The sequence below is a fragment of the Solidesulfovibrio sp. genome, assembly GCF_029978005.1.
Classification (GTDB): Bacteria; Desulfobacterota; Desulfovibrionia; order Desulfovibrionales; family Desulfovibrionaceae; genus Solidesulfovibrio.
This window is the reverse complement of sequence record NZ_JARKOZ010000204.1, coordinates 1-13,371: the sequence shown is the minus strand read 5'-3', so window position 1 is coordinate 13,371 and position 13,371 is coordinate 1. Positions and strand designations below refer to the sequence as shown.

General features: G+C 67.2%; 12 protein-coding genes. All 12 read right to left on the bottom strand.

Going from position 1 to position 13,371, the window contains the following annotated elements; all coding sequences use genetic code 11:
* On the bottom strand, positions 1–846 hold an 846-nt coding region (locus Q1K70_RS20910; protein WP_300164290.1), incomplete at its 3' end, for a CBASS cGAMP-activated phospholipase.
* Positions 843–1,337 (bottom strand): hypothetical protein, encoded by a 495-nt coding sequence (locus Q1K70_RS20905; protein WP_300164287.1) that lies wholly within the window; start codon positions 1,335–1,337, stop codon positions 843–845. The genes Q1K70_RS20910 and Q1K70_RS20905, both read right to left, overlap by 4 nt.
* Positions 1,338–1,346: 9 nt before the next feature.
* Positions 1,347–2,372, bottom strand: coding sequence for a hypothetical protein (locus Q1K70_RS20900; protein WP_300164284.1), 1,026 nt, complete (start codon positions 2,370–2,372; stop codon positions 1,347–1,349).
* Between the two features lie 10 nt (positions 2,373–2,382).
* Positions 2,383–2,772 (bottom strand): hypothetical protein, encoded by a 390-nt coding sequence (locus tag Q1K70_RS20895; RefSeq protein WP_300164282.1) that lies wholly within the window; start codon positions 2,770–2,772, stop codon positions 2,383–2,385.
* 10 nt (positions 2,773–2,782) lie between these two features.
* A complete protein-coding gene (locus tag Q1K70_RS20890) occupies positions 2,783–3,172 on the bottom strand; it encodes a hypothetical protein (RefSeq protein WP_300164279.1) in 390 nt (129 codons plus the stop codon).
* Positions 3,169–4,023 carry a hypothetical protein gene (locus tag Q1K70_RS20885; protein ID WP_300164276.1) on the bottom strand — a complete coding sequence of 285 codons (855 nt, stop codon included), beginning with the start codon at positions 4,021–4,023 and terminating at the stop codon, positions 3,169–3,171. Before Q1K70_RS20885 ends, Q1K70_RS20890 begins: the two co-directional genes overlap by 4 nt.
* Positions 4,023–5,645 (bottom strand): hypothetical protein, encoded by a 1,623-nt coding sequence (locus tag Q1K70_RS20880; RefSeq protein ID WP_300164273.1) that lies wholly within the window; start codon positions 5,643–5,645, stop codon positions 4,023–4,025. Before Q1K70_RS20880 ends, Q1K70_RS20885 begins: the two co-directional genes overlap by 1 nt.
* On the bottom strand, positions 5,645–6,733 hold the full coding sequence (locus Q1K70_RS20875; RefSeq protein WP_300164270.1) for a hypothetical protein: 1,089 nt from the start codon (positions 6,731–6,733) through the stop codon (positions 5,645–5,647). The genes Q1K70_RS20880 and Q1K70_RS20875 overlap by 1 nt, the downstream gene beginning before the upstream one ends.
* On the bottom strand, positions 6,733–12,204 hold the full coding sequence (locus Q1K70_RS20870; protein WP_300164267.1) for a tape measure protein: 5,472 nt from the start codon (positions 12,202–12,204) through the stop codon (positions 6,733–6,735). Before Q1K70_RS20870 ends, Q1K70_RS20875 begins: the two co-directional genes overlap by 1 nt.
* A 3-nt stretch (positions 12,205–12,207) precedes the next feature.
* The gene (locus Q1K70_RS20865) at positions 12,208–12,369 is read right to left on the bottom strand and encodes a hypothetical protein (RefSeq protein WP_300164264.1); all 162 of its coding nucleotides are present in this window, start codon (positions 12,367–12,369) and stop codon (positions 12,208–12,210) included.
* Between the two features lie 71 nt (positions 12,370–12,440).
* Positions 12,441–12,938: a hypothetical protein gene (locus tag Q1K70_RS20860; RefSeq protein ID WP_300164262.1), complete on the bottom strand. Its 498-nt coding sequence runs from the start codon at positions 12,936–12,938 to the stop codon at positions 12,441–12,443.
* 24 nt (positions 12,939–12,962) lie between these two features.
* Positions 12,963–13,371, bottom strand: a 409-nt coding sequence (locus Q1K70_RS20855) for a hypothetical protein (RefSeq protein ID WP_300164259.1), incomplete at its 5' end; no start/stop codon positions are given.

The window sequence follows — 13,371 nt, the reverse complement described above, 5'->3', positions numbered from 1 at the left end:
GGTTTCCAGGGCCGTCTCGCTGACGTCGTCCATGGCCTGTTCTTTGGCCAGCGCCGGCTGGAGCCGGACGTAGCGGCTTCCCAGGAGCACTCCGCAGCCGTAGGACGAGACGTCGGACTGTCCGTCGAACATGCAGCCGATCAGCGGGCGCGCCCACTGCGCCAGGCCCCAGCCCTTGGCGTCGCTGTAAAGGTAGGGTTGGTTGATGTCGCCGGTCCCCAGCGACACCATGAACACCTCGCCCAGCCGGCCGGCTTTGGCCGCCTGGGGCAGGGCCAGGGCCGCCGGGTTGTTGGCGTAAAGGCCGCCGTCCACCAGCGTGGCCATGTCGCCGGCCTGGGAGGCGATGCGCGCCGGCGGAAAATACGTCGGCGCGGCAGACGTCGCCCGGCAGACGTCGCGCAGGAAGCAGTTGCGCCGGGGCTCCCGGGCCTTGGACGACTTGAAGAGCAGCGGAGCCCGCGCCCCGATGTCATAGGCCGGCACGAGCAGTTCCGCCGTGCAGTCGGACAGCATCAAATCGCCGAAGACGTCGGCCAGGGCGACTTCAATCCCCTTGGCCCCGTACTGCGGTCCCCACAGGCCCCAGCCGGTGGCCAGACGGTGCCAGAGGCTCTTCGAGAAGATCTCGCGGCCGCGCTGGCGGTAGAGGTCGACCACCCGGCTGGCCGGGATGCCGGCCGCCGCGGCGCTGGCGATGATGCCGCCGGTCGAGGTCCCCGCAACCAGGTCGAAGAGCTGTCCCGCGAGCTTGCCGGCCCGCGCCTCGATCTCGGCCAGGATCACGGCCGGGATCAGGCCCAGGATGCCGCCGCCGTCGATGCAGAGGATGCGCCACCGGTTCACGACGTCACCCCCAGGACCGCGTCGGCCCGGGCGGCGTCGAAGCCGGGCAGCTTGCCGACCAGGTAGCGGACGCCGTCGATGACGGGCTGATAAGTGAGGTCGACCACGTCGGCGGCGAGCACCTGCATCCAAAAGAGATCCAGGACCACGTCGGTCTTGGACAGCTCGCGTGCGGCCAGCAATTCGGCGTTGGTGAACCGGGCCAGGAATGCGGTCCGGCTCATACTGGTGGCCTGGGGCGGGTTGTCGATGCCCTCGCGCCACGCCGTCACAGCTTCGAGCGTGAGAGGGTTGAACAGGCAGTGCCGCACCCCGGCCGCGTCCTCGTAGACCACGGCCGGGTAGCCCTGGAATGCGGGCATCAACGCCACGGCGGCCACATGGTCGGACACCACGTCACCCGGGACGGGGTTGGCGGCCTTCCAGAGGGCCAGCAAATCCCGGCTGGCCGCGACTACTTCGCAATGCAGCAAGATAAGTTTTTGAGCCATGGGATACTCCTATGCCCACCCCATCTGGACAAACGTTTTATCGGTTATTGGGGCCGCCCCGCCCGGTCCACCATAGTAGCCATTCAAAGGAGTCGAATAACCACCGGTAGCGGTAGCCGAGCCTGCATCAGTCTTAGATCCGCCATAGATACAGATATTCGCGCCAGCACCAGATCCGCCATCGCCGGCATAATAGCCATTAACACCGTTGGTGGACCGCACAAAGCCGGCAGCCAGCGTGATATTCCCTCTGCATATGATGATGAGGTTGCCGCCGACGCCGTAGGTTATGGCATAACAGTCCCCGGGCAGCCCACAGACACCATAGCCGTTGCCCACCTGGCCGCCGCGTCCACCGCCCCATGGATAACCGCGCTCGCCCCTGCCGCCGGTGGCGGTCGCTACCTCGGCTGGCAGGTAAGCCGCCCCCTGGCCGCCACTGCCCGGCCCGTTGGCCCCGGCATTACCCCCAGGCCCATGTCGACCAGCAGGCCCACCAGCGGTAAGCGAATTGGCAGCAGTGGCAGCGCCACAGCCGGCAGCGGAAATCAACTTCAAACCTGGGTTCAATGTGGCGACACAATCAGCCATCGCGGCGTCCGGGTATTGCCAGAAGATTGGATCGCCGAGGAAGGTTCCTGTTTTACGGATGCAACTAAGGACGTCTTGCTGGTCAATTTTTCCAGCTTGCAACACGATGCTGTCAGGAATAGATACATCGTACAATGGCCAAGGGAAATCAGGGATAGCTCCTGCGCCATACATCGATATACTGCCGGCCGCCCCGCCGACCAGCGAATCGCAAAGAATCATCAAGCCGCGACATTTCTTACTCACGGTGAGCGCTGCGTTGACAGTCAATCTGCCAAAACGGACGACTTGAATCGGGCCATTTTGCGTCGTGGGGATGCTGGTGGCATTGGTGATAGTCACATCACCCTGGCTCTTGTAGAAATCGAACAGCCGCGAGCCCACGGGAAGCCGCTTGGTCCATTTGCCGGTCTGCGGCCGATAATCGGCAAAGCTGCGCGCCATGGGACGGCTCCTAGAAGTCGCCGGCGAAGGCGACGACGGTTAGGGTCTTGCCGGCGGTGACGGCCGCGGCCACGCCCACCTTCAGCGACACGCCCGCTCCCAAGACCATCGGATTGCCGGCGTTTATAGTGTCGAGCAATTCGACAGGCGATGCGCCGGTGCCCCCAGCGCCGGCGGGGATCGTGACTGCCCCGAGATAACTGTCCACGCCAGATTTGGTCAGGTAGACGCCGAGGACGGCCGTGGACGTATCGTCGGTGGCCACGTGCAGCGAATCCACGCGTGCGCCATTGGCCCCGGCGGTCAGAAGCGATTTTTTCGTGGTCCCGTCGGCATTGACGAGGGTCACGGGATCATTTCTCGGGATTCCCGGAAAAATCGGTTGCGTGTTGGCGGCCATCGTCTCCTCCTTAAAAAGCGTTGCAGGTCTGGGCCAGATACAGGACCGCGCCGATATTGGGCTTGGCCGTCAGCACGAGCCGTTCGCCCCCACCCTCGTCGGCGATGGACGCCTCCAGGCCGTCCACGCCGATCTTGCTGGCCAACGACCCCGCTGCCGTGTCCGAGGGCGAAGCCAGCACCAGTCCGCCGCCCGAAAGCGTCGCGGCGCGCAGGTCGCCGGCGAGTTGCTCCACTTCCTTTGCCCTGGCCGCCGTCTCGCGGGAAACAGCGGCGTGGTCGCGCAAGGACGGAATGTAGTTCTCGCGATGCCCGCCGGCTCCCATGCCTCCGGGATTGCCCGTCGGGTCGTAATCGTTGGGGTTGTAAAACCCCTCCAAACGGTCGGCCGCGTCGCTCATGCGACCACCTCCTTGATCTCGAATGCCATGCCGTTGATCCTGCACGCGATGAGTTCCATCGGCGACAGCTTGCGCAGTCGGCCGAGGAAGGACCGTTGCTGCATGAGCAGCGCATCGGCGGGGTCGAAGACGAAAAAGACCTCGCGCACCACGTCCAGGGCGCGCGTCATGGCCAACGCCTTGTTGGTGGCCTCCACCTTGTCCATGTAGTCCAGGCGGAAGACCACGACGCGGTACGGCGGGCGCTCCTCGAAGTGCTCGGCCCCGGACAGGGAGGAATCGACCAACGTGGTCGATTCCCAGCCCAGGGAACCGCCATAGGAGAAGTTGAAAATCGGCTGCCAGCCCGAGGTGATGAAGAGCCGGGACAAGTCGATGTAGCCGACGGGATTGGCCTGGTCGTCGATGTCCACGGAGAGATAGCGGCAAAAGACCTGCCGCGGCGGCAGGTAGAAGAACTGCCGCGGCAACTTGTCCACGTCCTCGGCCAGGACGCGGCCGGACCACCAGTTGTCGTCCTCCCACTCCAGGTCCGTCGTGGCGAAAAGCGCCGGCCAGACGTCGCGCCAGCCGCTGTCCGATTTGAGGACCGCGCGGGCGGCGTCGGCGTAAAAACGGATGCGGATGCGAGCGCTCGTGGACAGGGTATGGCCCGGGATGGCCACGAGCTTGATGGTCCTTTCCCGGCCCAGGTCCACGTCGAACCGGGTGGCCTCGGGAGCCAGGCCGGCCGACCTGGCGACCCGGGTCAGAAACCGGTCCTGGAGATTGGACAGGGACGTTTGCCACGCGCCGCCGCAAAGCGAGGCTTGCTCGGCCCGGTTGTCGAAGCACAGCAGACCGGCGGCCATCAGCCCCAGACCTCCAGGGTCACATGGCCGGTCTCGTATTCCTCGGTCATGCCGATGACCGTGAAAAGCCGCCCTTCGGACAGGCCGAAACGGGGCAGGCGCACCGCGATCACGGAGCCGAGGTCGAGCCCACGGGCATACGGGCGTTTGACCGGCAGGCGCAGGCGCTGTCGGGGAACCCCGTGCAGGGCCAGGAGCCGCACGGCCTCGGCCCGTGCCGCATCGGCCTCGTCCAGACAGGTGGCCACGGCCAGTTCCGGAGCCAGGAGGTGGACCTCCCGGATTGCGGCGTCCTCGACCTTGATCGTGCGGTTCTCCTCGGCCAGCCAGGCCCGCCGGGTGTCGTCCACGCCGCCGGCCAGGTCGTCGGCCTGCTGGGCGTACCAATTGCGCTGGTACTCGAGAGAGACGCTCGCGACGGGCACACCGTCGGCCAGGTCCCTGGCCGGGAGGATTTCCAGCCCCTGGCCGCCGTCGAGGAGTTCGGTCGTGGTCAGGGTCGCGGCCGGCTCTCCGGCCGGAGCCTCGAAACGGCCGACCGTCAGCCGTCCCAGGCGGTCGAAGCACCACCACGCCCCGATATTGGCGCAGAGGTCGTCGAAGACCTGGTCGATGTCGGACTTGTCGCCGCCGTCGAGAAAACAGCTCACCACAGCCGGGCAGGCGACCTCCAGTGCGTCGAAGGCGGCGAGGTCCAGCTCGGCTTCGGCCAGGCCGGCCCGGGTCAGGGCGATGCGGCGGATGATGGCCGCAACCGACGCGGCCCACACGCCGCCCGTGGCGTCGCCGTCCACATCGGCCGTGACCGCGCCGGCCGGCTTGCCCAACAGCCGGAAAAGCCCCCGCGCCAGGCAGGTGGCGAACTGGCCGGCCGCGAACGTCGCGGCGGCCAGGGCTTCGGCCGTGGGGTAGTCGCCGGCAGGCGTCAGAGGCATGGCCTTGTCGTAGACGGCCGGGATGGCGGCCACCTGGCCGTCATGCACCTGATAGGTCAGGGTCGAGCCATTGACGCAGGTGGCCGGGACGTTGCGACAGCGGCCGAAGGCCAACGGCCTGGTCTTGTCCTTGAGGCTGTCGTCGCCCTCGACGCCGACCGGCCCTTCGTTGTCGCCGGCGTAGACGTTTTGCTGGATGGCCCGGCGCAGTCCCTCGGCGCGGTCGCGCACGGGCAGGATCGCACGGTGCCAGGAGAATTCCGGCTGGGTCATGGTGCCGACGAAAACCACCTCGAACCCGGACAACGGCCCGGTTTCCTCGCCGTAGAGAAGGCACACGCGGCGGCCGTCGAGGCCGCATTCGGCCAGATAGTCGTAGACCCCGTCGGGATTGGACAACTCGATCTCGCCGTAGCCGGCGTCGGCTGCGCCGGCCGTCACGCCGTCCTGGAAGACGAGCCGCTCGAAGTTGAAGGGCACAGCGACCCGGGGCTCGTAATAGGTGTTGGGCGGCTCGTCGTCGGGGCGGGTCATGAGCCCCACGCCCGAGGAAAAGCGCAGGGTCTCCACCCGGCCCTCGGTGGCCAGGGCGGTCCCCGGCGCGGCGAGCAGGCCGATCCGGTCGCCGCCGACGATCCAGGAGGCCGGCACGTGGGCCTCGATTTCGACAAGGTACGCGCCGGCCATCAAAACGCCCCGAACTGTTGGGCCATGACGATGCGAAGCGCCGGCGACCCCAGCTCGTCGGCGTGCCTGCCGTCCACGGTGTCGGCGTCCAGGCCGGAACCGGGGCCGTCGTTTCCCGAGTGCCAGGCCGTGCCGCCGGCAATGGTCAGCGCGCCCGTCAGCGCCCCGCCGGACAGCGGCAGATAGGCGTGGCCGTGGTTCCCCGGCGCGGCCTGGTTGGCCCCGGTCCCCAGGGTATGGTGGATCGCTCCGGTCCCCGCGTCGGCATCCACGCCCGTCAGCGCCCCGTGGGCCACGGTTCCGCCGTCGGCCGGCCCGGTATGGCCGTGCGCCCCGGGAATGCCGCCGCCGATGTTGGTGATGGTCACGGCGTCCGTTTCCGGGTCCGTGGTGATGGCGATGCCGACGCCGGGGACCAGGGTCAGGGTGTCGCCCTCGGCCTCGGCGACCAAGGAAGACTGGCCGGCCACGGCGACGACGGCGAAAAACGCCGGCCGCTCGGTCAGGGAGACGTAGGCGCGCTCGGAAAGGTCGGCCAGGGCATGGCTGTGATCGACGGCCGCCCGGTCGGCCAGTTGGGCGATGATCCGGGCGGCGCTCCAGAGGTCGGTGGCCGCGGTGCCGGCGTCGTCGATCTCCCGGTGCTTGGCGGCGTCGGCCACGTGGGCGTCGAGCTGGGCGTGGCTGTTGCCGCCGGCGTCGGCGAGGTTGCCGTGGGGGATGGCCACGCCTACCGTGCCGTCGAATTCCACGCCGGCGATCCGGCGCGGGTTGAGCAGGCGCGAGGCCGTGGCGGCGTTGCCCGCGACGTCGATATTCGCCGGATTGGGCAGATGGAATTCCGTGAGCCGCCGGAACTCGAAGGTCGTCGGGCCGGTGGCCACCAGCACGTGGCCGTTGGTCAGGCCGGCCGCCGCATGGGACAGCAGCGAATGCACGGCGGCCGCCGCGCCGCTGTCGGCCGGGGCGGCCAGGCGCAACACTTGTTCGACGGTCAGCTTGACCGTCAGGCCGCCGATGTTGACCGGGATCTCGGCGGTCCTGGTCGGCGCGCCGGCGGCCAGCTCGGAAATCATCTTGGTCAGCATTACCGCGCCCTCGGTTTGGGACGCCGGGCGTCCCGGGACAGCTTGTTGGCGATGACGGCCATCTCGCGGCGCAGGCCGGTGATGGCGGCCTGATTGGCCTGGGAGGCCAGGGCCGACGTGGCGGCCACGCGGTCCAGGCGGCGTTCGATGCCGCCCGTGTCCACGCTGGTCGTATTGCCGCCCTCGACCAGCCACTCCAGGATTTTGGTATGCTTGACGTCGATGACGCGTTCCCCGTCCATGAGCTTGGCCGGAATGCTGTCCACGCCCCGGACGCCGCCCCTGGCCAGGCCGCCTTCGGAAAAGCCCACCCAATGGATGTTGCCGTCCTCGTCGGTCTCCAGGGAGCCGGACAGGGCCGAGGAGACGTCGCCGCCCCACAGGCTCGACCAATCGACGGCCGAGGCGGCGGCGTCTTCGGCCGAAGCGGAGCCGCCCGAGAAGGTGGCCCGCAGCGACGCGGCGGCCGTCGCCTGGGCCGCGTTGGCGGCGGCGATGGAATCGGCATAGGCCGAAGAGAAGGAGCTGTTGTTGATGGCTCCGACGACAGCGCTTATGCCGTCGCCGACCAGGTTGCCGAGGGTGCCCAGGTTGGAGTTGACCAGGGTGAGCTGGTCCACCTGCAGGGTCAGGATGGCGATCTCGTTGTTGAGTGCGTCGAGCTGGGCTTGCGCCTGGTCGACCTGGGCCTGGGCGTAGTCCTCCAGGCTGGCCAGGGTGGCGTCGGCGTGCTCGAAGTCGTCGTAATACCGCTCGGAGCTGGCCCAGTAATCGCGCGAGGCCGACAGGAAATCCTTAGTGACGTCCGGCAGCTCGGCCATGGCCTTCTCGTCGCCGGCCCGGGCCTTGGCCGCGGTCTGGTCGAACAGCGCCTTCTTGGCCTCGTAGATTTCCTTGGGCGACAAATCGCTCAAGCCCGCATCGAGCTTGATTTCCTGGCGCAGGTCCTTGATGGACGTCAGGAAATCCGACCACAGGTCCAGGACTTTCTGGATGGCGTCGCGCTGGGCCTCCAGGGCCTTGATCTGGTCGTTGATGCCGTCGACGATGGTCTGGTTGGCGTCGTCCCAGGCTTGCGCGCCGGTCTTGAGCGACGTGTCCCAGGCCTCGACCCACTGCGCCGCGTCGTCCCAGGCCTTGAGTTGGTCGGCGCTTATCGGCCCGGACTCCATGGCTGCGCGGTAGGAGCTCCAGAAGTTTTCCAGGGTCACGCCCGAGGCGTCGAGCGCCCCGATGGCCTCGCCCGCGCCCTCGGCGTAGTATTGCATGAGGCGCGTAACCTGTTCGGTCGCGCTGTAAGCGTTGGTGAAGTAGCGGTTGAATGCGCTTTGCGCGGCGTCCGTGGAGCCGAAGGCGGCCACGATCTCGCTGGCGTACTGCGCCAGCGCGAGCTGGCGCAGCTGCTCGTTGGTGGCCTGCACCTCCTCGCCGGTGGCGGCCGCCTGGGCCTGCATGTCCTTGAGCGAGGCCAGGGTTTCGTCGTCGAGCACGCCGGCCAGGGATTCGAAGTCCATGCCGGCGGTGCCGGCCGAATCCCCGGCGGCCAGCATCTTGCCCACCAGCCCGGAAATGTAGTCCTCGCCGGCCAGCGATTCGAGGGACAAGCCCATCTGCTTGGTGGCCGTGCCCACGGTGGTCATGGCCGCTTCGAGCCGGGTAATCAGGTCGATCCAGTATTCCCCTTTGTTGGCGATGGCGGAAACGGCGTCCGTCAGGCCGGCGTCGGCCAGGATTTTGCCCACCTTGGCATTGGAGACGTTCTTGTAGAAATCCTCTTCCTGGCCCGGGGCCACGTCCCAGGTGGGGAAGTAGAAGTTGGAAAGGCTCTCCTCGGCCGAGGAAACGCCCAGCTTCTGAAACGCGCTCTTGATGACTGCGGTGTAGGCCCCCATGCCGGATTCCACGGCGGCCGTGGTTGCGGCGTCGGCCGGCCCGGTCTCCCGGATTTCGTGGGAGGTGGACGAGCCGCCGAGCATCGAGGAGGTCGTCACCTTGTAATAGTCCGTGCCGGTGACGTTGGTGTCGTCGCCGATGACCGCGATGCGGATGCCCGAGCCGGTTTTCTGCTCGGTCTTGGTGGTCGAGAGCCCCATGGCCAGCAGTCCCCCCAGGGCGGCCACGCCGCCGACCACGCCGAGAGCCGTGCCGAGGCCGATGCCCGTGGACGCCGCGCCTGTGGCCGCGCCGCCGGTGGCGGCCGCCGCTTCCGCCGCCGCCGTGGGCACCGTGGCGGCCACCGACGGCGTGGCGGCCAGGGACGCCGCCGATCCGGCTTCCCAGATGCCGCCCGCGCCCGCCCCCAGCAGGCTCGAGGATTCGCCGATCAGGCTCGAGCCCAGGCCGTAGGAACCGGCGGCGTACACGCCCGAGGCGGCCGAAGTAGTGCCGCTGAAAAGCCCGGAAATGGCGTCGATGCCTTTGGAAATGCCGTAGTCCGTGGCCTTGCCGGTGATCTTGGACAGGGCCGAACTGGACAGGGAGCCCGACCCGGAATCGGTCCCGGTCCCCGTCAGCGACCCGGACGAGCCCACCACGGATTCGACGATGGGGATGACCACGTAGTTTTCCAGGGCGTAGGCGATCATCCGCTGGATCATGCGCATCAGGTAATCGAGCATGGAGTCCATGGCGGACTTGAAGGCGTCGGCCATGCTCCCGGAATTGGTGATCCAGGCCTGGAAGGCGTCGGTGGCCCCGCCGGCGATGGTGTCGGACAGGTCGTGCACGCCGGAAGCGAGGTCCTTGGAGAGCGAAACCCAGGAATCGCGCTGGCGCGTGGCGGCGTCCTTGTAGAGGCCGAATTCGAGGGACAGCGCATCCTTGAGGGTCGAGAGGAAATCCGTCTCGTACTCCAGGCGGGCCTCGATCTCCTGCTTGCGCAGCTCCGAGCGCTTCTTGGCGGCGTAGGCCTCGTAGGCGACCTCGCTGTCGCAGTTGTCCTTGACCCGCTTGAGGTGCTCGTCGAGCAGGGCCCCGGCGGCCTGCCAATAGGCGTCGGACACGCCGGCCAGCTCGGAAAAGGCGGATTTCTGGGCTTCCAGGTCCTTGAGGCGGATTTCCTCCTTGAGGTCGGCCAGGGCCTGGACGCGTTCGCCTTCGTCGGCATAGACGGCCTTGACGGTCTTTTCCTGCTCCTGCGCCCACTTTTGCAGCTCGACCTGGGAGCCGCCGTACAGCAGGTCCGGATCGCCGGTCAGGCGGCCGAGTTCTTTCAAGGTGCCGGCGGCCGTGTCCATGGCCTTGCCCCAGGCCTTGATCTCGGCGATCTGCTTTTCGAACGCCCGGGCTTCCTCCAGCTTGGCCAGGGCCGCCCGGTAGTCGGACACGTCGCCCTTGGCCCCGATCATGGCCTTGCGGATGGTCGCACCGAGCTGGTCGTAACGCCTGTCCACCTTGGCCAGGTCGGCGGTCAGGTTGTCGCCGCCGATCTGGGCGGACAGCGCGTCGATCTGGTTTTCGATGGACTGGAGATAGGCCGCGCCCTGGGACTCGAAACGCTCCATGGCGTTGGCCGCGGCGCTGCTCGACTTGGTCAGGTTCTTGACCGTGTTGTCCTCGGCTTCCTGGACGCGTTGGACCTTCTCGTAATAACCCGGCAGGTCGGTCAGGCCGGCTTGCAGCTCGGCATAGGCGTCCTTTTGCCGGGCCACGGAAAGGGTGTGGGCGTCGGCCACCCGGGTGGACTTGTCGAGCTCCGATTCGTTGACGCCGGCCCGGCCGGCGTTGAAGCCGGCGACCGCGCCGCCGTCCTTGATCTGTTGCTTGGCTAGGTCGTCGCGCTGCTTCTTGAGCTCCTTGTAACCGAGGTTCGCGTCCGCGAGCTGGCCGTTGAGGCTCTCCAATTCCCGGGACAGGGCGTCGGCCTCGCGCAGGTCGATATTCGGGTTGTTGAGCTTCCCTTCCACCGTCGCCTTGCTGCTCGCGACCACATTGACGGCATTGTCCAGGGCGTAGGCCTTGGCTTCGAGGCTCCTGGTCTTGTATTCGGCCGTGCCCTTGATGAGGTCCTGGATGTAGGCCTTGGCCTGGATAAGCTGGGAGTTGTCCACGTTGGCCACGACGTTGACCACCCAGGTCTGGCCGGTCAGGGCCTTGATCTGGTCCTCGAACCATTTGAGCTTGGCGCGCAGCTGGTCGACGGTCTCGCCCGAGGGGCCGAAGTCCACCTGATGGGTCTGGACGTCGACCAGCGCCTCGGCCAGCCCTTGCGCCTGGTCCTTGAGGTCTTTGATCCAGGTCGCCTTGCGCGCATCCAGCGCCTCGAGCTGCTTTTTCAGGCTGTCCAGGTCGTTGGTCCACGTGGCGAAGGGGGACAGATCGCCCTTGGCCTCGGCCATGAGCGACCGGACCGTCACCGTGATCTGCTCGATGTTGTGGGTCAGGTTCTTGTTGAAGGAGGCGCCGACCTTTTCGATGAAGCTCACGAGCCCGGTCAACGCCGGGGAGTTGGACAGTTCCAGAAAGGAATTCTTCAGGCGCTCGGCATTGGCCGTGGCGGTGTCGGCCGTGGCCTGCCAGCCGTCGCCGAATTTGGCCAGCTGCGTCGTCAGCTTGGGAATGAAGTCCGTGGAAACGACCTCGCCGTTTTCCATCATCTTCTGGAAGGCGGCCGTGGTCACGCCCAGGGCGTCCGCGCCCATCTTGAGCGCGCCGGGGATGCGCTCGGCGAACTGCTGCCGGTATTCCTCGGCCTGCACCGTGCCCTTGGACAGCATTTGTTCCAGGGCGAGCAGCGCCCCGGCCACGTCCTGGGAGGAGCCGCCGACCTTGGTCAGGGCAGCGGTGACCGCCTCGAAGGTCCGCTGCTGGTTGGCCGTGGACAGGCCCACCGCGTCGGCCGCGGCAGCGAACTTCTTGTAGGAGCCGGCGACGTCGAGGAGGCTTTTGCCGAAGGCGTCGGCCATGGACGCGGCGTAGCGGAGCTGCTCCGCGGCGGCGTCCTTGAACACGGCCTGATAGGTCGCGGCCAATTGTTCCATGGCCATGGCCGCGCCCACGACCTGGTTGGCGAAGGAAATGACCTGGTCGACGCCGAAGGCGGCGACGAGGATCGGGGCGAGCTGGGCGGCCAGGGCGCGGATGTCGGACAGGTTCGCGCCGAGCGCCTCGGCCTGCGCCCTGGCCTCGGCCGCGCCGCCGCCCAGGTTGCGCATGGCCGCGCCGCCGGCCTTGCCGCCGGCTTCGGCTTCGCTGCCGGCTTTCTTGATCTCCGCCCCGGCCGTGGCCATGGCCGCGCCGGCATCGTCGCCGGCCTTCTTGGCCGTGGTTCCCATGCCGTCCAGGGCCTGCGTCGCCTTGGCGACCGGCTGCGTCACCGCGCTCGCGTCGAGCTTGAGCGCGCCGCCAAGGTCGACGGCCTGCCCCTTGGCCTTCAGGGAATCCAGGTCCTGTGCGGTTTCCTGGATTCCCCGACGGCCCGAAGCGTTGTCGGCTTCGATGATGATGCGGACGCGGTTTTCGGCGGTGGTCATGGCTTAAAACAGTCGCAGATGGCTTTGGTAATAGAGTTCCAGCTGTTGGCGCTGGTAATGGAGCTCCAGGATGCCCAGGTCGATCCACGTCTGTTCGTCCAGGTCGTCCTGCCCGAAGGGGTAGCCGCCCAGACGCTTGGTGCGCAGCCAGATCAGGTAGCTCACGTAGGGGCTGCGGGCGGCCAGGCGCTTGTCACAGCCGGCGCAGGCCGCCTGCAGCCACGGCCCGTTGGCGGCTACGCACTCGGCAAGGGGCTGGTCTGGTCCGGCGCATCCGTCGAAGTGTCGTCGAATAACGGATTCGAAGGGTCCTCGCCGAAGTCCTCCACGACTTCGAAGTTGTTTTCCTCGTCCATGCTGCTGGTGGACTTGATGACCAGTCGGCCGATGGTGGCCAGGATGTCCGGGCGGTGCTGGCCCAGAAGGTCCTTCCAACCCGACTCGTAGGCCGGGTCGGTCTTGTCCGAGCTGATGATCTGGCCGGCCTGGTTGGCGAGGTCGCCCTTGCGGAAACCGAGCAGCACGGCGCGGCCCATGGCCGTCTGTTCCCGGAAGGTGTTGGCCTTGGACAGCACCTTGTTGCCTTTGTGCTTCACGGTGGCCTTGGTGTAGGCGTCGCGTTCGGCCTGGGTGGGCAGGCGGTAGTAGAATTCCAGCGTCCTGCCGGAGAGGTTGTCCTTGATCTCCAGCGTGTTCCCGCCGCCCAACGCGAGCGGCTGCTGTTCCTGCGGCATACGAACTCCTTTCTGTTCTTGGGGTTACAGGATGGTCAAACGCCATTCATCGTCGCCTTCATCCCGATGGGCGTTGGCGATGTAGTTGGCGGTGTAGGCGGCGATGCCCGAGCGCTCGGCGTGCTTGAGGCCGTCGTATTGGGCGGCCGGGAGCTCGACGCGAATCCGGTTGCCCGGCGTGCTCCCGAACAGGGTGGCGATGCGCGAGGTCTCGGCCGCCTCCCACTTGGCCCAGGGGTTGAAATTGGCCAGGGCGTCCATCTCCGGGTTGACCGTGCCGGTGGCCTCGCGCCCGGTGATGAGGATGCCCGCCATGCCGTCGTCGGCGTTGGCGTCCAGACGGTCCACGATGGTGTTGCCCATGACGTAGTTGAGCTCGGTGACCACCGGCCGGTAGTCGTCGATGCGCAGGTTGGCCCCCATGAACATGGGC